Below are 21,479 nucleotides of genomic sequence, written 5' to 3'. Positions count from 1 at the left end.
GCCGTTCGTGACCATCGACCGCAGCTACCGCCAGCCCGGTGTCGTCCTCACCGACCACCGCTTCACCGTCCCGCTCGACCACACCCGCCCGGACGGCGAGCACATCGAGCTGTACGCCCGCGAGGCCGTCGCCACCGGCAAGGACCCCGCGACCCTGCCCTGGCTGCTCTACCTGGAGGGCGGCCCCGGCTTGGGCGTCCGCCGCTTCGTCGGCCGGCAGGCCTGGCTGGAGCGGGCCCTCACCGAGTACCGCGTCCTCCTGCTCGACCAGCGCGGCACCGGCCGCTCCACCCCCGCCAACCGGCAGACCCTGCCCCTGCGCGGCACGCCCGCGCAGCAGGCGCAGTACCTCGCCCACTTCCGCGCCGACTCCATCGTGCGCGACGCCGAGGCCATCCGCCCCGGCCTGACCGGCGGCGCCCCCTGGACCGTGCTGGGGCAGAGCTTCGGCGGCTTCTGCACCACCCACTACCTCTCCACCGCGCCCGAGGGCCTGACCGCCGCCCTGATCACCGGCGGCCTCCCGTCCCTGAGCGCCACCGCCGACGAGGTGTACGAGGCCGCGTACCCCCGCATCGAGCGGAAGAACCTGGCCCACTACGCCCGCTACCCGATGGACGTCGAGCGCGCCCGCCGCATCGCCGCCCACCTCGTGGAGCGCCCGGCCGAACTCCCCGGCGGCCACCGCCTCACCGCCGAGGCCTTCCAGTCCCTCGGCATCCTGCTCGGCACCGGTGACGGCAGCCACCAGCTGCACTACCTCCTCGAGGACGCCTTCGTCCCGACCCCGGCGGGCCCGGCCCTCGCCGACGCCTTCCTGGAACACGTGCAGGGCCTGCTCTCCTTCGCCGCGCACCCCCTGTACGCCTTGCTCCACGAGCCCATCTACGCCCAGGACCCGGCCGCGCCCACCGCCTGGGCCGCCGAACGGGTCCGCGCGGGCCACCCCGCCTTCGACGCCGACAAGACCCTCGCGGGCGACGGGCCCCTGCTCTTCACCGGCGAGACCATCCACCCCTGGCACTTCACGGCCGATCCCGCGCTGGCCCCGCTGCGCGAGACCGCCGAGCTGCTGGCCGCCCGTACCGGCTGGCAGCCCTTGTACGACCCGGCCCGACTCGCCGCCAACGAGGTGCCGGTGGCCGCGGCGGTCTACCACGACGACATGTACGTGGACACCGCGCACTCCCTGCAGACCGCCCGGGCGATCCGGGGCCTGCGCACCTGGGTGACGGACGAGTTCGAGCACGACGGCGTACGCGCCGGCGGCCCCCGCGTCCTGGACCACCTGCTGGCCCTCGTGCGCGACGAGGTCTAGAACACCGCTTCCGGTGCGCGGGGTACGTCTATTGTGCGACGCATGACCGAACAACTGGATCAGCCCGCGCCCCTGGAGCCCATGCCCACCGACTGGCAGCGCGCCCTCGCGGTGGTCGCCCACCCCGACGATCTGGAGTACGGCGGCGCCGCGGCGATCGCCGACTGGACGGACGGCGGCCGCGAGGTCGTCTACCTCCTGGCCACGCGGGGCGAGGCCGGCATCGACACGATCCCGCCCGAGGAGTGCGCCCCGCTGCGCGAGGCCGAGCAGCGCGCGAGCGCCGCCGTCGTCGGGGTCTCCACGGTGGAGTTCCTCGACTACCGCGACGGCATCGTCGAGTACGGCCTCGACCTGCGCCGGGACATCGCTGCCGCCATCCGCCGGCACCGCCCCGAACTGCTGATCACCCTCAACCACCGCGACACCTGGGGCGGCCAGGGCGGCGGGGGCTTTTGGAACACCCCCGACCACAAGGCCGTCGGCCGGGCCACCCTGGACGCCGCCGCCGACGCGGGAAACCGGTGGATCTTCCCGGAACTCCAGTCCGAGCAGGGCCTGGAACCCTGGAACGGGGTGCGCTGGGTCGCGGTCGCCGGGTCCTCGACGCCGACTCACGCGGCGGACGCCGGCCCCGGCCTGGAACGCTCGATCAAGTCGCTGATGGAGCACAAGGCGTACATCGAGGTGCTCACCGACCAGGACCCGGAGGAGTACTGCCGGAACTTCCTCACCGGCTTCGCCCAGCAGGCGTCGGCGCGCTTCGGCGGCCGCCCGGCGGTGACGTTCGAGGTCTTCTCGCGCTGAGCTGCGCCCCTCTAAACTGACGGCTCATCAGTTCTCGTCAGGGGGGCGGGTCGTTCGGTGATCGACACCATCGGCAACGACATCGCGGAGGGTGAGGAGCGCATCCGTCTGGAGGTCGCGGACGGGATCGCGGTCCTCACCCTCTGCCGCCCCGACCGGCTCAACGGCTGGAGCTGGGAGTCCACCCGCCAGCTGGGCCTGCTCGCCGACCGGATCCGCTTCGATCCGGCCGTACGGGTGGTCCTGCTGCGGGCCGAGGGCCGGGCCTTCTGCGCGGGCATCGACGTGACCGCCCCCGGCGGTGACATCACGGGGGCGACGGCCGCCGAGCGGACCCGCAACTACTACGAGGGCATCCGCTGGGTCCACGAGCGCTTCGCCGTGCTCTCCCGGCTCCCGCAGCCGGTGGTGGCCGCCGTACAGGGCTACTGCCTCGGCTTCGGCTTCGAGCTGGCCCTGATGGCCGACCTCCGCGTCGCCGCCGAGGACGCCGTCTTCGCCCTGCCGGAGGCGCAGCTCGGCGTGGCGGTGGACGCGGGCGGAGATCTGCGGATCGCCCGCGAGGCGGGCGCGGGCTGGGCCAAGTTCCTGGCGCTGACCGGCCGCCGCATCGACGCCGCGACGGCGTACCGCCTGAACCTGGTCCAACTGCTCGTCCCCCCGGCCGAGCTGGACACCACGGCCCGCGCGTTGGCCGCCGAGATCGCGGCCAACGCCCCCCTCGCCGTCCAGGGCATCAAGCGTGCGATCGACGCCTATGCCGACGCCGCCCTCGCCCCGGCCCTCGACCGCGTCGCGATGACGGCGGCCCTCACCCTCACCTCCGAGGACTGCCGCGAGGGCTACACCGCGAAGGCGGCCCGCCGCCCGCCCCACTTCAGCGGAGGCTGAACACGGGCCGGGTCGAGAACTCCTCGTACATCCCCTCGCCGTCCGGTCCGTACACGAACTCGGCCATGGACGGGTTGCGGTTGGCGGTGGCCAGCGGCAGCCACGCGAGCAGGTCGCCGTATCCGCCGCACACGGCCTCGCCGCCGTCACCGCCGTGCACCGCGGTCCGGTCGCTGCTCAGCTCCGTTCCGTAGCTGTCGTACGCGATGTGCAGCCCGAAGGCGTTCGGTCCGTGCCGCAGGGCGCTGTCGCCCCCGTACGGGGGCTCGTCCAAGGGGCACTCGTTCCCCCACCGGAACAGGGTGCCCGCACCGGCCCCGCAGGCGTGCTCCCACTCGTCGGCGCTCGGCATCCGCAGCCCGCGCGCCGCGAGAGCCTGCGCCATCGCGTCCGGGCGCGCGGTCAGCGTCTCGTCCTCCACGGCCATGAGCACGGTGGCCGGTGTCGCGGTACGGACCGGGCTGAGCACCTCGGCGAGATAGGACTTCAGGTCGAGCTCGTACCCGTACCCCTCGTCCGCGCTCTGCGCGTAGTCGGCGCTCTGCGCGGGCGTCGGCACCCAGGCGTCCGGATCGAACCCCAGCCGCACCGGCCCGCCGGGTATGAGGGCGAACTCCTGCCCCCGGCGCTCGATGCGTACGCGGTGCAGCGGCCCGCCCAGGTGCTCGACGGTGTCGAGCAGCACCACCCGGCCGCCCGCCTGTGCGGCGGCCTCGTGGGCGATGCGCCCGGCGGCGGCCGGGTCGAGCGAACGCCAGTGGTCAAGGGTCAGATCGGCGAGAGACATGACCGGATCCTCGCACCGGCCACCGACAACCGGCGCTCAGGGGGTGAACGGGCCGCGGCCCAGCTGGGTACGGATCGGGATCACCTCGGGGTTGACCAGGGCGCGGCGCTGCCAGTTCGCGCCGTCGACCACCAGCGTGTGGCCGGTGATGAACCGGGCGAAGGGGGAGGCCAGGAAGGTGGCGGCCCAGCCGAGTTCGCGCGGGGCGCCGACCCGCAGGGCGGGTTGGCGGGAGTCCTTCGCGTCGGGTGCGGCCCGCTCCAGCCCGCCGCGGATGTCCTCGGTCATGTCGGCGTGCGGGAACAGGCCGGGGACGAGGCCGTTGACCTGGATGCCGTACGGGCCCCACTCGACGGCGAGCGTCTCCACCAGGTTCTTCACCCCCGCCTTGGCGGCCGCGCTGTGGGCGAAGCCCGGTCCGCCCGTCCAGGCGTACGAGGCGCCGATGTTGACGAGGGAGCCGGGTGTCGCGGCGGCCAGGTGGCGGCGGCCGAACTCACGGGTCGTGAACCAGGTGCCGGTCAGGGTGGTGTCGACCACCGCCCGCCAGGCGCCCGGCGTCAGGTCCTCCGCCGGGCAGGGGAAGTTGGCGGCCGCGTTGTTGATGAGGACGTCCGGCAGGCCGAGCGCCGCCTGCGCCGCGTCGAAGACCTCCGCGATCCGCTCCGGATCCCGGATGTCGCAGACGGCGGACGTCACCCGGCCCGCGCCGGGGACGGCCGCCAGCTCCTCCTGCGCCGCCTCCAGCTGCTCGGCGCGCCGGCCCGCGATCACCAGGTCCGCGCCGAGCCGCGCGAACTCGGCGGCGATGGCCTTGCCCAGCCCGGTCCCGCCGCCCGTTACGAGGACCACCTGCCCGCCGTACGTACCGGGGGGCAGCGCGGCCGTGCCGAGCGGCGGGGGCGCGGGCAGCCCGCGCGGGATCTCGTCCGTCATGGGGCATCGATAGCGCGCGGGCGCCGAGATCACCATGCCCGGGACGGGGTCAACTCTGCGGTACGTAGGCCTGCTTGCTCGCGCAGGTCCAGACGACGGCGCTGCCCGTGCCGGATTCCCGGTCGCTGAGGCTGCCGCCGACCCGGTCGTCGTCGGTGGCGGCGAAGGCGCGGCTGAGCGGCTTGGCGCCCGGGGCGCCCGCCGGGAAGGGGAGTGCCTTCGGGGTCCCCTGGCCGGGCCAGTAGACGGCCTGGAAGCTGCTGGGCCAGCTCTCCTCGAAGGTGGTGGCGGTGCCGACGGCCGCGTTCGTGGTCGGGCTGCTGCCGTTGAACTCCAGGTGGCCGAAGCCGGCCAGCCGCCCCGGGTCGGTGGGCAGCGCGTCGTACGGCTTCTTCCAGACGGCCGGGGTCAGCCGCGGGTCGTTGCGGTAGTAGTAGTCCTCCAGGCCGACCACGCGCCCGCGGTCGTCGATGTCCCGGCCGATCGTGGAGAACGAGGAGTGGTAGCCGTTCCACACCTGGAGGCTGTACGGCGGGTAGCCGCCCCCGGCGGGCCACACGACGGGGAAGGTCTTGGTGACCTCGATGTCGTTCTCGGCGTCGAAGTAGGAGCCGCTGGCGGTGCCGACGATGTCACCGCGCTTGTTGATGCCGCTCAGCGAGACGACCTTGGTGCCGGGGATCGCGTCGGCGGGAACCGGCAGTTCGCGCACGGCCGTGCCGTTCACCCACTCCTTGGCGACGCCGTTGTCCACGGCGACGACCCGGCCCGACTCGTTGACGTCGATGTCCACGGCGCGGCCCTCGGCGACGGGCGTGGTGAGCGCCTCGGAGGTCGCGGCGCCCTTCTGGTGGGTGAAGGTGACCCGGGCGCGGTCCGCGTCGCGCGTGGCCGTGCCCACCATCAGGCCCTTGGCGCTGACGGCCTTGATGCTGCCCCGGTCGAAGCCGGCGGGCAGCGGAACGGCGTGGACCGTGTGCTCGGCGCCCGTCCAGTAGGCGGGCCGGTCGCCGCTGTCGCCGACCACGAGCCCGCCGGCGCCGAACCCCGCCACGGCGCCCCCGCCGGCCCCCGGCAGGGCGGGCAGCAGCTCGATGGCCGGGCTGCACGCCGTCGTACCGGCCGCGGCCGCGGCGGCCGGTCCGGCGGCGGTGACCAGCCCCGCGAGCACGGCGGCGGCCCCTGCCGCGGCCGTCACGCTTCTCATCCCGATTCCGCTCACTGGTGAAGTCCCCCTGATGATGCGTGTCATATGCCGTACGGCATCTGCATGTTGATCTACGACGGCCATGATGCCCGACCGGTGGATCACCCGCACCAGGGTTCACAGGATGGCAAGCGACCGCTTAGTATGCCCGCGGAGCGTGGTTCCTCGACGGCGGCTGGAGGCCCCGGATGCAGGCTTGGCGAGTACATACCCCCGGCGAACCCCGAGAGGCCCTGCGCCTCGAGGAGATTCCCGAACCGGTCCCCGGCGAGGGCGAGGTGCGGCTGCAGGTGCTCGCGGCGAACCTCAACTTCCCCGACGCGCTGCTCGTGCGCGGCCAGTACCAGATCCGCCCGCCGCTGCCCTTCACCCCCGGCGTCGAGATCTGCGGCCTCACCGACGACGGCCGCCGCGTCATCGCCACCCCGAGCCTGCCCCACGGCGGCTTCGCCGAGTACGTGATCGCGTCCGAGCGGGCCCTGCTCCCGGCCCCCGAAAGCCTGAGCGACGCCGAGGCCGCGGCCCTGCACATCGGCTACCAGACCGGCTGGTTCGGCCTGCACCGCCGGGCGCGCCTCCAGCCGGGCGAGACCCTGCTCGTGCACGCCGCCGCCGGCGGGGTCGGCAGCGCCGCCGTCCAGCTCGGCAAGGCCGCCGGGGCCACCGTCATCGGGGTCGTCGGGGGCAAGGCCAAGGCGCGCACCGCCGAGGAACTCGGCTGCGACCTGGTGATCGACCGTACGACCGAGGACGTCGTCTCCCGGGTCAAGGAGTTCACCGGCGGGCGCGGGGCCGACGTGGTCTACGACCCCGTCGGCGGCGACTCGTACACCGCCTCCGCCAAGTGCGTGGCCTTCGAGGGCCGGATCGTCGTCGTCGGCTTCGCGAGCGGCAGCATCCCCGCCCCCGCCCTGAACCACGCCCTCGTCAAGAACTACTCGATCCTCGGCCTCCACTGGGGCCTCTACGCGGCCAAGGACCCGGCCGCGATCCCGGCCTGCCACGCCGAACTCACCCGGCTCGCCGCCGAAGGCGCCATCAAGCCCCTGGTCAGCGAACTCATCGCACTCCCCGCCGTCGCCGACGCCGTGCAGCGCCTCGCCGACGGCGCCACCACCGGCCGGGTCGTCCTGGCCATGCCCCGGCAGCCGGGTGTGTCCCGATGACCGCGATCACCGCCGACCAGCTGCTCACCCGCGTCCGGGACCTGCTCGCCGCGCACCCGCCCGCCGACACCGGCCGCGCCGACTTCCTGCGGGCCCGCTTCGACGCCGGCCTCGCCTGGGTGCACTACCCGCAGGGCCTCGGCGGACTCGGCGCACCCCGCTCCCTCCAGGCCGTCGTCGACGCCGAACTGGAAGCCGCCGGCGCCCCCGACAACGAGCCGCGCCGGATCGGCATCGGCCTCGGCATGGCCGCGCCCACGATCCTCGCGTACGGCACCGAGGAGCAGAAGCAGCGCTTCCTGCGCCCCCTGTGGGTCGGGGAGGAGGTCTGGTGCCAGCTCTTCAGCGAGCCCGGCGCCGGCTCCGACCTCGCCGCGCTCGGCACCCGCGCGGTCCGCGAGAGCGGCACCGGCGACTGGATCGTCGACGGGCAGAAGGTGTGGACCTCCAGTGCCCACACCGCCCGCTGGGCCATCCTGATCGCCCGCACCGACCCGGCGCTGCCCAAGCACCAGGGCATCACGTACTTCCTCTGCGACATGCACGCCCCGGGCGTCGAGGTCCGGCCGCTGCGCCAGATCACCGGCGAGGCCGAGTTCAACGAGGTCTTCCTGACCGGCGTCCGCATCCCCGACAGCCACCGGCTCGGCGCCGTCGGCCAGGGCTGGGCGGTCGCCCGCACCACCCTGATGAACGAGCGCGTCTCCATCGGCGGCATGCGGCTCCCCCGCGAGGGCGGCATGATCGCGCCCGTCGCCGCGGCCTGGCGCGAGCGGCCCGCGCTGCGGACCCACGCACTGCACCAGCGGCTGCTGCAGCTGTGGGTCCAGGCCGAGGTGGCCCGCCTCACCGCCGAGCGGCTGCGCCAGCAGCTCGCCGCGGGGCAGCCCGGCCCCGAAGGGTCCGGCATGAAGCTCACCTTCGCCCGCCTCAACCAGGAGATCAGCGGCCTCGAGGTGGAACTCCTCGGCGAGGACGGCCTGCTGTACGAGGACTGGACGATGCGCAGGCCCGAGCTCGTCGACTTCACCGGCCGCGACGCCGGCTACCGCTACCTGCGCGCCAAGGGCAACAGCATCGAGGGCGGCACCAGCGAAATCCTCCTCAACATCGTCGCCGAACGCGTCCTCGGCCTGCCCGCCGAGCCGCGCGACGACAAGGACCTCGCCTGGAAGGACCTGGCCCGATGAGCGACGCCTTCGACCTGCTGTACTCCGAGACGGAGGAAGAGCTCCGGTCCGCCGTACGGGCACTGCTCGCCGACCGGTGCACACCGGCGGACGTGCTCGCCCGGGCGGAGACCGGCCGCCCGCACGACCCCGAGCTGTGGCACACGCTCGCCGCCGAGATCGGCACCGCCGGGCTGCTCGTACCGGAGAAGCTCGGCGGCCAGGGCGCGGGCCACCGGGAGGCGGCCGTGGTCCTGGAGGAGCTGGGGCGGGCCGTGGCGCCGGTGCCGTACCTGACGAGCGCGGTGCTCGCCACGGAGATCCTCCTCGGGCTCGGCTGCGAGGTGCCGGAAGCGGCGGGCCTGCTCGGGGAGTTGGCCGCGGGCCGGCAGGTGTGCGCACCGGCGCTGCCGCTGACGCAGGCCCCGGGCGCGCCACTGCCGGGCGCCGTACGGGACACCGGGGGCGGGGTCTTGACGGGCACCGTCACCTCGGTGGCGGACGCGGTGGCCGCCGATGTGCTGCTGGTCCTCGCGGACACGGGGCTGTACGCGGTCCCGGCCGCGGAGGTCGCGCTGACCCCGCTGGTCCCGCTGGACCTGACCCGCCCGCTCGCCACCGTGACGCTGGAGGGGGCCGCGGGGACCCGCCTCGCGGACCCGGCCACAGCCCGCGCGGCGGTCGCCGGAGCACTGCTCTCGGGGGCCGGACTGCTGGCCTCCGAGCAGGTCGGGCTCGCGGAGTGGTGCCTGACGGAGACGGTGCGGCACGTGCGCGGCCGCCACCAGTTCAACCGGCCGGTCGGCTCGTTCCAGGCGCTGAAGCACCGCCTGGCGCAGCTCTGGCTGGACGTGGCCTCGGCCCGGGCGGCGGCCCGCGCCGCGGCGGACGCACTGGCCACCGGGGCCCCCGACGCCCCGCTCACGGTGGCCGTCGCCCAGGCGTACTGCTCCGGGGTCGCGGTCCGCGCGGCCGAGGAGTGCGTACAGCTGCACGGCGGCATCGGCATGACGTGGGAGCACCCGGCGCACCTGTACCTGAAGCGCGCCAAGGCCGATTCGCTGGCCCTGGGCACCCCCGGCCACCACCACGCCCTCGTGGCGGACTTCGCCGAACTCCCGTCTCCTTAGGTCGTGTCCTTCTCGCCGCGCGATCGGGTTCGTACCGCGGCCGGGTGGGGGAGGGATGCGTGCGGTGACAGCGCCTCGCGGCGCGTCGCCGTCGCTGCCGTCCCCGCCGCCGCGGGTGCGGTATACGTCCTGTGGGGCTTGCCCGATGCCGGCGAAGGGAGTGGTTGCCGTGGAACATACGGCCTGCTGTGTGGTGGGAGGCGGGCCCGCCGGGATGGTGCTGGCCCTGCTGCTGGCCCGGGCCGGGGTGGAGGTCACCGTCCTGGAGAAGCACGGCGACTTCCTGCGCGACTTCCGCGGCGACACCGTGCACCCGTCCACCCTGTCGCTGCTGGACGACATCGGCCTCGCCGACCGGTTCGCCCGGCTCCCGCAGCGGCGGGTGACCTCGGTGCAGCTGCCCATCGGGCCGGACCGGTCCCTCGTCACGGTCGGGAACATCGGGGCGCTGCACGGGAAGTACAACTACATCGCGATGGTTCCGCAGTGGGACCTGCTCGACCTGCTCGCCGACGAAGCGGGCAAGGAGCCCTCCTTCCGGCTCCGCATGGAGACCGAGGCGACGTCCTTCCTGATGGAGCGCGGCAGGGTCGCGGGCGTGCGGTACCGCACCGCGGACGGCGCCACCGGCGAGCTCAGGGCCACGCTGACCGTGGCCTGCGACGGCCGCGGATCCTTCGCCAGGGTCCTGCCCGAGCTCGGCCTGGAGGGCTTCCCGTGCCCGATGGACGCCTGGTGGTTCCGGCTGCCGCGCCACGAGGACGACCCCAGCGGCCTCGTGGGAGGCCTGGGCGAGCGGTTCTTCAGCGCGCTCATCGACCGCGGGGACTACTGGCAGTGCGCGGGGCTGATCCCCAAGGGAACCGATGCCGAACGCCGCGCCGAGGGCCTGGACCGTTTCATGTCCCAGTTCACGGAAGCCGTCCCGTGGCTGGCCGACCGGGCGCACTCCGTCACCTCCTGGGACGAGGTCAAGCTGCTCGATGTACGGCTGGACAGGCTGCGCCGCTGGCACCGGCCGGGGCTGCTGTGCATCGGCGACGCCGCCCACGCCATGTCGCCGGTCTTCGGCATCGGCATCAACCTCGCCGTGCAGGACGCGGTGGCCGCGGCCCGCCATCTGGTGGGCCCGTTGCGCGAGGGCGCCGTGGGGCTGCACGACGTACGCCGCGTACAGCGCCGCCGCATGCCCACGACCGTGGCGACCCAGCGCCTCCAGCGCCTGGCGCACACCCAGGTCATCGAGCCGCTGCTGGCCGGCCGCACCGCTTTCGGCCACCCCCAGCGGGCCGAACGGCTGACCGAGCTCGTCACCGACTCGCGGTGGCTGAACCGGGTGCCCGCCTACTTCATCGGGTACGGGGCGCTGCGCGAACGGCCCCCGAAGGAATCGCTCCGCTGAAACGGCATCCCGGATACCGGTGCATATACCCTCATTCTTCGTAGAGAGGAAGATCCGCTTCGGGAGGCGACATGAGCGAGCAGCCGGTCCTTCTGCCCTATGGCGACCCGGCCTTCGTAGCGGACCCGTTCCCGCTGTACCGGCAACTGCGCGAGGACGGCCCGGTGCGCCGCACCGTCATCGCGGGCGGCCTGGAGGCCTGGCTCGTCACCCGCTACGAAGACGGACTCGCGGCCCTGTCCGACTCCCGCCTCAGCAGCGACGTGCGCGACGCCTCGGACACCCGCATCCTGCGCCAGCTGCCCGCAACGGAGCGCGAGTCGATGCTGAGCAACATGCTCCGCAGCGACCCGCCCGACCACACCCGCCTGCGCCGCCTGGTCTCCAAGGCGTTCACCGCCCACCGCGTGGCCGGGATGCGGCCGCGGATCCAGGCGATCACCGACCGGCTGCTGGACGCGGTCGTCCCGGCCGGCCGGGCCGAGCTCGTCGCGGACTTCGCACTGCCGCTCCCGGTCGCGGTGATCAGCGAACTGCTCGGGGTGCCGGTGGACGAGCGGCACGACTTCCAGCACTGGACCGACCGCATGATCAGGCGGGGCCCGGAGCTGCCGGATCCCGCCGTGGTGGACGAGGCGTGGCAGCACATGCGCGGCTACGTCACCGAGCTCATCCGGGACAAGCGGGCACACCCCGGCGACGACCTGCTCAGCGCCCTCGTCACCGCCCGCGACGAGGAACAGCAGCTGACCGAGGACGAGCTCGTCGCCATGGTGTTCCTGCTGCTGGCCGCCGGATATATCACCACGGTCAACCTGATCGGCGGCGGCATCGCCATGCTGCTCGCCCACCCGGGCCAGCTCGATCTGCTGCGCTCCGACCCGGAACTGCTGCCGGGCGCGATCGAGGAGTTCCTGCGCTACGACGGCCCGGTCAGCCCCGGCATCGCCCGGTTCGCGCGCGAGGACGTCGAGATCGCGGGCGTGACCATCCCGCGCGGCGCGACCGTGCTGATCGGCTCGGCCGTCGCCGACCGCGATCCGGCGCGGTTCCCCGACCCCGACCGGCTGGACATCACCCGGCAGGACAACGCCCACCTCGCGTTCGGGCACGGCATCCACTACTGCCTGGGTGCCCCGCTGGCCCGGCTGGAGGGGCAGATCGCCATCGGCACCGCCCTGCGCCGGCTCCCCGGGCTCGCTCTCGCCGTACCGCCGGACGAGATCAGCTGGCGCCCGGGCGGACTGCGCGGCCCCCAGAGCCTGCCGGTGACCTTCACCCCCGGCGGCCAGGACCCGTCCCGGGGAACGTAGCCCCGCGATCCTCTTCTGCAAGCACCCTGAGCAGCCGAGGTGACCTCGCCCGCCGCGCCGCGTTAGACCCGTAGCGCGGACCACCGAGCGAGGGAGACCACATGTACGCCACACCCGCCTCCGCAGTACCGTCCCGCCGCACGTTCCTTCGTACGGCCTTCACCGCGGCGGTGCTCGCCGGCGCAGCCGCGGCCCTGGCACCCGTACTGCGTGCCCGCCGCCCCCGGCAGACCCTCACCCCGGCGCCCCTCACCGAGGAGACGTACCGCGGCCGGCACATCGCCGTCGACCTCGCCGGGGTCCGCATCGACGGCCGCCCCCTGCACGTCATGCGCCGTGCCGACGGCAGCTACCTCAGCGGGATCAACCACTTCCAGTCGTTCGAGAGCCCGCTGGAACTCGCCCGCGCCGCCGTCGACGAACTCGGCACCAACCAGCTGGCGCTCGCAGCCCCCCACCACGGCTGACGGACGGACGGACGGGACGGCGCAGGACGGAACGGGAGGAGCCCCGCATGTACACCCGGCAGAATCAGAAGGACCTGACCAGCGCTCAGAAGAAGCGGTTCACGGCGGCCGTGCTGGAGCTCAAGCGCAACGGCACGTACGACCAACTCGTGCGCACCCACGGCAAGTACTTCGTGCCCGACAAGGACAGCAAGCTCCGCGTCGGGCACATGTCCCCGTCCTTCTTCCCCTGGCACCGGCGCTACCTGCTCGAGTTCGAGCGGCTGCTCCAGGACGTCGACCCGGGCGTCTCGGTCCCGTACTGGGACTGGACCACGGACAGCAGCCCGGTCTCCTCCCTCTGGGCCGATGACTTCCTCGGCGGCACCGGCCGGGAGAGCGACCGCCGGGTGCTGACCGGTCCGTTCGCCCACGAGAAGGGCAACTGGGAGATCACCGTGGGCATCACGGAGGCCCGCTTCCTAACCCGCAACCTCGGCCGGCCGCAGAACCCGATCGCCCTGCCCACCGCGGCCGAGCTCCAGTGGGCGCTCGACGACCCGACGTACGACACCTCGCCCTGGGACTCCACGGCGCAGGGCGGCGGCTTCCGCAACAAGCTGGAGGGCTGGGCCGCGCCGAAGAGCGAGCGCTGGCGCAACCACAACAAGGTGCACCAGTGGATCGGCGGCCACATGACGGGCGGTACGGCCCCCAACGACCCGGCGTTCTGGCTGCACCACGCCTTCGTGGACCTGCTCTGGGACCGCTGGCAGCTGAAGCACCCGGTCTCCGGCTACCTGCCCGCGGCCCCGCTCGAACTGGGCGACCTCCAGCGCGGCCGGGTCATCTCGCTCGACGAGCCGATGCCGCCGTGGAACATCACGCCGCGCGACATGCTCAGCCACCAGGGCATCTACCGCTACGAATGAAAGGCCGGCCGTTCAGCCGGACGGCGGAACGAAAGACGCTTCAGCCGTACGGCGGAACGGAAGAAGGGCCCCCGCCGTACGGCGGGGGCCCTCAGTCCTCAGTCCTCGGTCCAACCGGTCAAGCCGGCCGACAGGCGCAGACGATCAGTTGCCGTAGCCCTCGGTGTGGTGCTTGTCGCCGCCCGACGCGTTGACGCAGGTGTTTCCGAACGCCGGGTTCAGCAGGGCGATCACGTTCACGGTGTTGCCGCAGACGTTGACCGGGACGTGGACCGGAACCTGGACCAGGTTGCCCGACAGGACACCGGGGGAGCCGACCGCCGCACCGTGCGCTCCGGCATCGGCGACGGCCAGACCGGCACCGGCGGCCAGGGCGCTACCGGCAACAGCGGTGACGGCGATTGCCTTCGCGATACGCGACATCAAGATCTCCTCGTGAGATTGGGGTGCCACAACGGAGCTGCGGCATTTGACATGGCATACAACGCAGCGGGAGCCCAGCGGTCACGGCCGCTGGGCCTTACTGATGAAGGAAAAGCGCACGGAGGCGAAGAACGGCTCGATCTGGCCCCCGGCACCCGGCTGCAGGACCGCCACGACGTCACCCGTACAGCCCGCGCCGCGGTAGAGGGTCGCGGTGCTGCGGGTGGCGTTGGTGACGGCCTTCTGACCGCCGCCCTTCGCCGCGACGCAGCCCCGCGGGTCGGTCAGCCCGTGGACCTTGTCGTCCTGGCCGACGTACTGGAAGTCGGGCCCTGCGGCCTGCGCCGCGCCCGCGGCCGCGAGCAGGAGCAGGGGGACCGCGCCGGCCCGGGCGAAGCCGCGGACGCCGGGGTGGATACGCATCGATCGCATGGCCGGTCCAACCCGGCCCGCACCCGACCGGGTCACGCCTTGTCACCCGTCGCAGGCCTGTGCGACCGTGCCCGGGAAGAGGAACAGCGGATTCACCGGATTCACCGGATTCACCGGAGTCGGCGGAGGAGCGGAAACGATGAGCGCAGCGGGCGGCAGCGGCCGGCCCCGGGTCAGGACCGGGTACGGCACGGTCGAGGGCCGGACCGGGCCGGACGGCATCGCCGCCTTCCGGGGCATCCCGTACGCCGCCCCGCCCGTCGGCGCCCTCCGCTTCGCCGCGCCCGAGCCCCCGGCCGCCTGGGACGGCGTACGCGACGCCGGCGCCTTCGGTCCCACCGCGCCCAAGGTGCCCTACCCGCCGAAGTTCGCCGCGCTGCTGCCCGACCCGGAGGTCCCCGGGGACGACTGCCTGAACCTCAACGTGTGGACCCCGGCCCCGGCCCCCGGAGCCCGGCTGCCGGTCATGGTGTGGCTGCACGGCGGGGCGCTCACCCGCGGCTCCTCGGCCGTCCCCGTCTACGACGGCTCCGCCTTCGCCCGCGACGGGGTCGTGCTCGTCTCGGTCAACTACCGCCTCGGCGTCCTCGGCTACGGCCTGTTCCCCGACGCCCCCGCCAACCGCGGCCTGCTCGACCAGATCGCCGCCCTGACCTGGGTCCGGGAGAACATCGAGGCCTTCGGCGGGGACCCCGCCCGCGTCACCGTCTTCGGCGAGTCCGCCGGGGCCATCAGCGTCGGCGCCCTGCTCGGCGCCCCGCGTGCCGCCGGGCTCTTCGCGCAGGCCGCGCTGCAGAGCGGCGCCCCCGAGGTGCTGCCGCGTGAGAAGGTGCGCGCCATGGTCCGGCGGATGGCCTCCCTCCTGAAGGTGCCCGCGACCGCGGAGGCCTTCGCCGCCACCGCCCTGCCCGACCTGCTCGCCGCCCAGGGCGCCGTGCTGCGCCGCTCCAGCCCGCTGGTCGCAGGCCCCGCGTTCGGCCTGGTCGCCGACCAGGCCACGCTCCCCGGCGACCCGCTCGAGGCCGCGGCGGCGACGGAGGTCCCGCTGCTGCTGGGCTGGACCACCGAGGAGTACCGGCTCTGGCTCGCCCCCACCGGCGCGCTCCGGCTGATGGACCGGTTCGGTCCGCTCACCGTGGCCCTGGCCCGCGCCCGCAGCGGCAAGGACCGGGCCGCCGTACGGGCGCTGCGCGCCGCACGGCCCGGGGCGGGCCCGGCCGAGCTCGCGGGGCAGCTGCTGACCGACCGGCTGCTGCGCGACCCGCTGCGCCGGCTCGCCGGGGCGCGGCGGACCGCCTCGAGCTTCCTGTACGAGTTCGGCTGGCCGTCCGGCGTTCCGGGGCTCGGCGCCTGTCACGCCCTGGAGCTGGGCTTCGTCTTCGACACGCTCGACGTGCCGGAGGCCTCCTGGCTGGCCGGGCCGGACGCCCCGCAGGAGCTGGCCGACCGGATGCACGCGGCCTGGGTGCGCTTCGCCGCGACCGGGAACCCGGGCTGGGCGGCCTGGGACGGCAACGGCCCGCCGATGGTGTTCGGCGGGCCGCAGCGCGTGGAGTCGGTCGAACCGGCGGTTACTCCACCGGTCCTTCCATGACCTTGCTGATGAACTCGATCGGGCCCTCACCCATGTTCGGGACGTAGGTCTTGGCGTTGTGCTGGCCGCCGGGGATGACCCTCAGGCTGGTGTGGATCGGCCCCTTGCCGTACGTCGCGACGAACTTCTGCACATCGGGCAACGTCTTCTTGTTGCTCTCGTTGTCGCCGACCTGGAAGGCGAGGTAGACGTCCGGAGAGCCCTTCTTCTCGAGCATGGCCTTCGCCAGCAACTCCGGGTTGTTCTCGGCCTTCTCCTTCTCGTGGCCCTTCCAGAGCGAGGAGTCGGGCACGATGTCCGGGCCGGAGCAGATCGCGGCCTTGAACTTGTCCGGGTACTTGAGCACGGCCTTCAGGCTCGCGAAGCCGCCGGTGGAGGAGCCCATGTAGGCCCAGCCGTCACGGGACTTGATGGTGCGGAAGTTCGCCTTCATCAGGTCCGGGACGTCCTCGGTCAGCCAGGTGCCCATCTTCGGCTGGTCGGGGATGTCGGAGCCGTCCCAGTAGATGCCCTTGTCGTCCGGGCCCGGGTTCAGCACGGGCATGGCGAGGATGAACGGCTTGCTCTTGCCCTCGGCGTACCACTTGCTGATGCTCGTCTGGAGCCCCAGGTCGGTGCCCATCCAGTAGTTGTTCGGGTAGCCGGCGCCGCCCGGCAGGGCGATCATGACCGGGAAGCCGCTCTTGGCGAACTTCGGGTCGTTGTACTCCTTCGGAGCCCAGACCCACACCTTGCCCTTGAAGCCGGACTTCTTGCCGTCCAGCGTGGTGACGGCCACGTGCGTGCCGTCGGCCAGGGTCATCGAGTTCTTGAACTCGGACTTCGGGCCGGTGGGCATCAGGGCCTTGGAGTTGGCCGCCTGCTTCGCAGTGCCGTCGGCGCCGCCCGCCTGGCCGCCGCCCGCGGCCGGCTGGCCGAAGGAGATGTCCTTGCCCTTGTCGGTGAAGGGGGGTATCTCGAAGTGGTACATCACCCCGGCGGCTATGCCGGCGAGCGCGAGGACGGAGACACCCGCGATCAGCCAGCGCCTGCCCCGGCGCGGACGGCGGCGGTCGTCCTCGGGCTCCTCATACCCGCCGTACGGCGGCTGCGGTGGCCCGTACGGGGGCTCGTGGTGCTGTTGGGGTTCGTACGGCTGCGCGTACGAAGTGCCGTAGGGCTGCTGCTGGTACTGCCCTTCCGACCGGTACGGCTGGTGCTGTCCGTCGGGTGAGTACGACATGTGCGGTTGCTCTCCGGCTGGTGCTGCCCCGTCGGGGGGTGGTCTCTTCTTGTTCGAAGGATGAGCCTACGTGCTCAGTGGTTCCCCATTTTCCCTGCTCTTGGGTTGACCGAGGGCCGGACGTTGCCTAACACCGGGATGGCCACCGGAGTTCCCGGTCTGTTCGCCGCACGTCCCTGGCCCATGCACATGCCCCTGGGTATGGTGCGTCCGCGCCGCCCCCAGACCCCCCTGCCCGGAGGTATCTTCCGTGTTTGGCATGCCCTCTTCACGGTCCCGCCGCAAGACCGCCCTCGCCGCCGCCTTCGGCCTCACCGCCGCAGGTACGGCCCTGTGGGCCGGCATCGGCTCCGCCCAGCCCGCGCACGCGGCCGGCCTGCCGGCCCCCGACCACGTCGTCGTCGTGGTCTTCGAGAACCACGCCTACAACCAGGTCATCGGCAGCTCCAGCGCCCCGTACATCAACTCCCTCAAGAGCGGGGGCGCCAACCTCACGCAGTCGTTCGGCATCACGCACCCCAGCCAGCCCAACTACCTCCAGCTGTTCTCCGGCTCGAACCAGGGCGTCACCGACGACAGCTGCTACACGCCGGGCTTCAGCTCCGCGCCCAACCTGGCCTCCGAGCTCATCGCCGCGGGCAAGAGCTGGGGCAGCTACAACGAGACCCTCCCCAGCCAGGGCTCCACCACGTGCAGCAGCGGCAAGTACGCCCGCAAGCACAACCCGTGGTTCGCCTTCTCCAACGTGCCCACCAGCACGGCCAAGACCATGACCCAGTTCCCGACGGACTACACCACCCTGCCCAAGGTGTCCTTCGTCGTCCCGAACCTGTGCAGCGACATGCACGACTGCTCCGTCGGCACCGGCGACACCTGGCTCAAGAACAACCTCAAGGCCTACGCCGACTGGGCCAAGACCCACAACAGCCTGCTCGTCGTCACCTTCGACGAGGACAACCGGCTCTCCGGCAACAAGATCCCGACCGTGCTCTACGGCCAGCCCGTCACCCCGGGCAGCACCTCGGGCACCACGTACAACCACTACGACATGCTGCGCACCCTGGAGGGCCTGGCCGGCCTGACCACCCACGCCGGGAACGCGGCCACCGCCAAGGACATCACGGGTATCTGGACCTCCTGACCATGTACGTTGCGGACAGTCGCGGTACTCCCGCGCCCGCCGTGACCCCCGAGCCGCAGGCCGTCGCCCCGGGCACCAGCCCGGGGCGGCGCGCCGCGCTCGCCCCCACGGTGCTCGCCCTCGGCACGGTCAGCCTGATCACCGACGTCTCCTCCGAGATGGTCACGGCCGTGCTCCCCCTCTACCTCGTCGCCGGCCTCGGCCTGTCCCCGCTCGGCTTCGGGCTGCTCGACGGGCTCTACAACGGCATCAGCGCGCTGGTCCGGCTCACCGGAGGCCACCTCGGTGACCGCTTCGGCCGCCACAAGGCCCTCGCCGGCCTCGGCTACGGCCTCTCGGCCCTGTGCAAACCGCTGCTCCTGCTCGCCCACACCCTGCCCGCCATCGGCGCGGTGCTCGCCCTCGACCGCACCGGCAAGGGCCTGCGCACCGCCCCCCGCGACGCGCTGATCTCCCTGGCCGCCGCTCCCGAGGACCGCGGCCGGGCCTTCGGGGTCCACCGGGCCATGGACACCGCCGGCGCCCTGATCGGGCCGATCCTCGCCTTCCTGATCCTGCGCGGCGCCGCCGACGGCTACGACGCCGTCTTCACGGTCAGCGGCTGCGTCGCCGCCCTCGGCGTGCTCGTCCTCGTCCTCTTCGTCCCCGGCCGCCGCACCGCACCCGCGCCCGGTGCGGAGCCCGTCTCGCTGCGCGCCGCCCTCGGGCTGCTCGGCCGCCGGGACCTGCGCCGGATCGGCCTGTGCGCGCTGCTGCTCGGGCTGTGCACCGTCAGCGACGCCTTCGTCTTCCTGCTGCTCCAGCGCGCCACCGGGATCGCCGACCGCTGGTTCGCGCTGCTGCCACTGGGCACCGCCGCCGCGTTCTTCCTGCTCGCGCTGCCGCTCGGCCGGCTCGCCGACCGGATCGGCCGCTGGCGCGTCTTCCTCGGCGGCCACCTCGCGCTGCTCCTCGCGTACGGGCTCCTGCTGGTCGGCGGCGCGGGCCACGCCCACGTCACGGCGTTGCCGTACGCCGTGCTCCTGCTGCACGGCGGCTTCTACGCGGCCACGGACGGCGTCCTGATGGCCGCGGCCGCCGGAGCCGTGCCCGAGGAGCACCGCGGCGGCGGCCTCGCCCTCGTCCAGACCGGCCAGGCCCTCGCCCGGTTCGCCGCCTCGCTGGGCTTCGGCGCAGCCTGGACCGTCTGGGGCGCCCGCCCCGCCCTCGCGGTCGCCGCCGTGCTGCTGGCCGCCGCGGCCGGCGTGTGCGCCCTGCTGCGCCCCGCGGACGCGATGGCCGGCGAGTCCGCCGCCGAGGCGCGGGCCGGCTGAGGGCTCAGCCGCCTCCGAAGTTCCCCCACATCCCCGAAAGGCCCCCCATGACCCTCCAACGCCGGATCCTGATCCTCGTCTCCGCCGTCGTACTGCTCGCCGCGGTGGGGGTGCTCGCCGTCGTACGGGCCTCCTCGCGGGCCGAGGAGAAGAACCAGACCCGGGCCGGCGGGCCGCAGATCACCCGGGGCGAGGTGACCCTGGCCCCGGGCGGGGCCGAGCGGCGGATCGTGTTCCGGAACATGGCGTGGGGCCCGCACCGCGACGAGCTCGCCACCGTCCCCGCCGATGCCCCCCAGGGCCCCCGTACCGCCTCCGGCGTGAGCTGCCTGCGCTTCTACGCGGCCGCCGGGACCGGGATCTGCCTCCAGGCCGACAAGGGAGGGGTGCAGGAGAGCTACCGGGCCGTCGTCCTCGACGCGCACCTCAAGGAGGTCTCCGCGCACCCGCTGGCCGGCATCCCCACCCGCGCCCGGGTCTCGCCCGGCGGACACCTCGTCGCCTGGACGGTCTTCGTCGGCGGGGACTCGTACGCCGGGACGAACTTCTCCACCCGCACCTCGCTGCTCGACCTGCGCACCGGCAAGCTCGACGCCTCGCTGGAGGACTTCGCGATCCGCAAGGACGGCAAGGCGTACCGCAACACCGACGTCAACTTCTGGGGCGTGACCTTCGCCGCCGACGAGCGGACCTTCTACGCGACGCTCGCGACCGGCGGCCAGACCTACCTGGTCCGCGGCGACCTCGCCGAACGCACCGTGACCACGCTCCGCGAGAACCTGGAATGCCCGTCGCTGTCGCCCGACGGGACCCGGCTGGTGTTCAAGAAGCGGGTGCCCGGCCTGTCGGCCGACGCCCCGTGGCGGCTGTACGTCCTGGACCTGGCCTCGATGCAGGAGACCCCGCTCGCGGAGGAGCGCAGCGTGGACGACCAGGTGGTGTGGACGGACGACAGGACGGTCGTCTACTCCCTGCCCGGAGACTTCGGCGCCGACCTGTACGCCGTACCGGCCGACGGCAGCGGGACTCCCGCCCCTCTGATGACCTCGGCCCTCGCCCCGGCCTTCCTCGGCTGACGCCGTGGGGAAGGGCCGGGGCGGGGGCCGCTGCCGGGACCGATGCGCCGCCGCGCCGGACCGTTACGCCGAATGCAGGACCGTTACGCCGGGATCAGCGTCTTGCGTCGCCGCTTGCGCTGGGCCCCCGCGGACAGCCTCAGCTCGATGATCGACCGCACGGCCGGCCACTCCTCGTCGAGGATCGAGTAGAAGGCGGTACTGCGCACGGCACCGTCGAGCCCCCGCGAATGGGCCCGGCGGACCCCCTCGCAGGTGAACCCGAGCCGCTCCATCGCGGCGCGCGAGCGCCCGTTGCGGGCGTCGGCGCGCAGCGAGATGCGGCGCACGCCCCAGGTCTCGAAGGCGTGGCGGAGCATGAGCAGCTTCGCCTCGGTGTTGATGCCCGTCCCCTGGGCGCCCGGGGACAGCCAGGTATTGCCGATCTCGGCGGCATCGGGGATCGCCGTCGCCGGATCGCCGAACGGGACGCCCGGCACCGCGGGCCACACCAGCGGTCCCTGCCAGTAGTCGAGTTCCAGGAACCGGGTCGAACCGACGACCCGGCCGTCGGTGGCTCTCACCACCGCGAAGGGGAGTGATCGACCCGCCGCCTGATCTGCGAGGGCGCGGTCGATGTACTCGTGGGACGCCTGCACCCCATGGGGTACGGGGGTGAAGGCGTAAGTCGTACGATCCTCGGCCCCGGCCAGGGCCAAGGCCTCGGTGTGGTGGGGGGCGAGGGGCTCGAGCCGCACGCTGCGGCCGGCGAGGAGTACGGGTACGGGCACGGAG

The 21,479-nt window shown here is 73.2% G+C and carries 21 protein-coding genes; 14 read left to right on the top strand and 7 right to left on the bottom strand.

The features are described 5' to 3' along the window. Nucleotides 1-13: 13 nt before the first annotated feature. Genes OG299_RS06100 through OG299_RS06090 form a run of 3 tightly spaced genes read left to right on the top strand, consistent with a single transcriptional unit; the run spans nucleotide 14 to nucleotide 3,016 of the window. A complete protein-coding gene (locus OG299_RS06100) occupies nucleotides 14-1,318 on the top strand; it encodes an alpha/beta fold hydrolase (protein WP_266635944.1) in 1,305 nt (434 codons plus the stop codon). 42 nt (nucleotides 1,319-1,360) lie between these two features. Beyond that, complete coding sequence (locus OG299_RS06095) at nucleotides 1,361-2,125, top strand: PIG-L deacetylase family protein (RefSeq protein WP_266635723.1); 765 nt, start codon at nucleotides 1,361-1,363, stop codon at nucleotides 2,123-2,125. Nucleotides 2,126-2,182: 57 nt separating this feature from the next. Beyond that, complete coding sequence (locus OG299_RS06090; protein WP_327360791.1) at nucleotides 2,183-3,016, top strand: enoyl-CoA hydratase/isomerase family protein; 834 nt, start codon at nucleotides 2,183-2,185, stop codon at nucleotides 3,014-3,016. Here OG299_RS06090 and OG299_RS06085 read toward each other — a convergent pair. From OG299_RS06085 to OG299_RS06075, 3 genes are read right to left on the bottom strand one after another with little or no spacing between them, the layout of a single operon-like run. Further along, nucleotides 3,003-3,803: a hypothetical protein gene (locus OG299_RS06085; RefSeq protein ID WP_327360790.1), complete on the bottom strand. Its 801-nt coding sequence runs from the start codon at nucleotides 3,801-3,803 to the stop codon at nucleotides 3,003-3,005. The genes OG299_RS06090 and OG299_RS06085 overlap by 14 nt on opposite strands. 36 nt (nucleotides 3,804-3,839) lie before the next feature. Further along, a complete protein-coding gene (locus tag OG299_RS06080; RefSeq protein ID WP_266635729.1) occupies nucleotides 3,840-4,739 on the bottom strand; it encodes an SDR family oxidoreductase in 900 nt (299 codons plus the stop codon). A gap of 49 nt (nucleotides 4,740-4,788) precedes the next feature. After that, nucleotides 4,789-5,946, bottom strand: coding sequence for a hypothetical protein (locus tag OG299_RS06075; protein ID WP_327360789.1), 1,158 nt, complete (start codon nucleotides 5,944-5,946; stop codon nucleotides 4,789-4,791). Between the two features lie 188 nt (nucleotides 5,947-6,134). Between OG299_RS06075 and OG299_RS06070 the strand changes: the two genes are divergently transcribed. From OG299_RS06070 to OG299_RS06040, 7 genes are all read left to right on the top strand, one after another. After that, nucleotides 6,135-7,112 (top strand): NADPH:quinone oxidoreductase family protein, encoded by a 978-nt coding sequence (locus OG299_RS06070; protein ID WP_266635733.1) that lies wholly within the window; start codon nucleotides 6,135-6,137, stop codon nucleotides 7,110-7,112. Then, entirely contained in the window at nucleotides 7,109-8,302 is a 1,194-nt protein-coding gene (locus OG299_RS06065) for an acyl-CoA dehydrogenase family protein (protein WP_327360788.1), read from the top strand. Before OG299_RS06070 ends, OG299_RS06065 begins: the two co-directional genes overlap by 4 nt. Continuing rightward, a complete protein-coding gene (locus OG299_RS06060; protein ID WP_327360787.1) occupies nucleotides 8,299-9,411 on the top strand; it encodes an acyl-CoA dehydrogenase family protein in 1,113 nt (370 codons plus the stop codon). The genes OG299_RS06065 and OG299_RS06060 overlap by 4 nt, the downstream gene beginning before the upstream one ends. Nucleotides 9,412-9,580: 169 nt before the next feature. Then, nucleotides 9,581-10,813: an FAD-dependent oxidoreductase gene (locus tag OG299_RS06055; protein ID WP_327360786.1), complete on the top strand. Its 1,233-nt coding sequence runs from the start codon at nucleotides 9,581-9,583 to the stop codon at nucleotides 10,811-10,813. A gap of 71 nt (nucleotides 10,814-10,884) precedes the next feature. After that, complete coding sequence (locus OG299_RS06050) at nucleotides 10,885-12,126, top strand: cytochrome P450 family protein (protein ID WP_327360785.1); 1,242 nt, start codon at nucleotides 10,885-10,887, stop codon at nucleotides 12,124-12,126. A 101-nt stretch (nucleotides 12,127-12,227) separates the two neighbouring features. Then, on the top strand, nucleotides 12,228-12,593 hold the full coding sequence (locus OG299_RS06045; protein WP_266635743.1) for a tyrosinase family oxidase copper chaperone: 366 nt from the start codon (nucleotides 12,228-12,230) through the stop codon (nucleotides 12,591-12,593). A gap of 47 nt (nucleotides 12,594-12,640) precedes the next feature. Then, on the top strand, nucleotides 12,641-13,504 hold the full coding sequence (locus OG299_RS06040; RefSeq protein ID WP_266635745.1) for a tyrosinase family protein: 864 nt from the start codon (nucleotides 12,641-12,643) through the stop codon (nucleotides 13,502-13,504). 144 nt (nucleotides 13,505-13,648) lie between these two features. Here OG299_RS06040 and OG299_RS06035 read toward each other — a convergent pair whose 3' ends face one another. Beyond that, complete coding sequence (locus OG299_RS06035) at nucleotides 13,649-13,927, bottom strand: chaplin (protein ID WP_327360784.1); 279 nt, start codon at nucleotides 13,925-13,927, stop codon at nucleotides 13,649-13,651. Nucleotides 13,928-14,008: 81 nt separating this feature from the next. Further along, entirely contained in the window at nucleotides 14,009-14,359 is a 351-nt protein-coding gene (locus tag OG299_RS06030; RefSeq protein ID WP_266635749.1) for a hypothetical protein, read from the bottom strand. Nucleotides 14,360-14,498: 139 nt separating this feature from the next. Between OG299_RS06030 and OG299_RS06025 the strand changes: the two genes are divergently transcribed. Next, entirely contained in the window at nucleotides 14,499-15,953 is a 1,455-nt protein-coding gene (locus OG299_RS06025) for a carboxylesterase/lipase family protein (RefSeq protein ID WP_266635751.1), read from the top strand. On the opposite strand, the gene OG299_RS06020 is transcribed toward OG299_RS06025, so the two are convergent. After that, nucleotides 15,931-17,175, bottom strand: coding sequence for an alpha/beta hydrolase (locus OG299_RS06020; RefSeq protein WP_266635754.1), 1,245 nt, complete (start codon nucleotides 17,173-17,175; stop codon nucleotides 15,931-15,933). The genes OG299_RS06025 and OG299_RS06020 overlap by 23 nt on opposite strands. Nucleotides 17,176-17,434: 259 nt before the next feature. Here OG299_RS06020 and OG299_RS06015 point away from each other — a divergent pair, with 259 nt between their 5' ends. Genes OG299_RS06015 through OG299_RS06005 form a run of 3 tightly spaced genes read left to right on the top strand, consistent with a single transcriptional unit; the run spans nucleotide 17,435 to nucleotide 20,705 of the window. Beyond that, entirely contained in the window at nucleotides 17,435-18,316 is an 882-nt protein-coding gene (locus OG299_RS06015; protein WP_266635756.1) for an alkaline phosphatase family protein, read from the top strand. A gap of 2 nt (nucleotides 18,317-18,318) precedes the next feature. Beyond that, nucleotides 18,319-19,629 (top strand): MFS transporter, encoded by a 1,311-nt coding sequence (locus tag OG299_RS06010; protein ID WP_327360783.1) that lies wholly within the window; start codon nucleotides 18,319-18,321, stop codon nucleotides 19,627-19,629. Nucleotides 19,630-19,676: 47 nt separating this feature from the next. Further along, a complete protein-coding gene (locus tag OG299_RS06005; RefSeq protein ID WP_327360782.1) occupies nucleotides 19,677-20,705 on the top strand; it encodes a TolB family protein in 1,029 nt (342 codons plus the stop codon). An 83-nt stretch (nucleotides 20,706-20,788) separates the two neighbouring features. Here the strand turns inward: OG299_RS06005 and OG299_RS06000 are convergent, their stop codons facing one another. Continuing rightward, nucleotides 20,789-21,475, bottom strand: a complete 687-nt coding sequence (locus OG299_RS06000; RefSeq protein WP_266635762.1) for a GNAT family N-acetyltransferase — start codon at nucleotides 21,473-21,475, stop codon at nucleotides 20,789-20,791. Nucleotides 21,476-21,479: the final 4 nt, after the last annotated feature.

This window comes from Streptomyces sp. NBC_01296 (assembly GCF_035984415.1).
Lineage (GTDB): Bacteria > Actinomycetota > Actinomycetes > Streptomycetales > Streptomycetaceae > Streptomyces.
The sequence above is the reverse complement of the archived record's forward strand: the minus strand, read 5'-3'. Positions and strand labels throughout refer to the sequence as shown.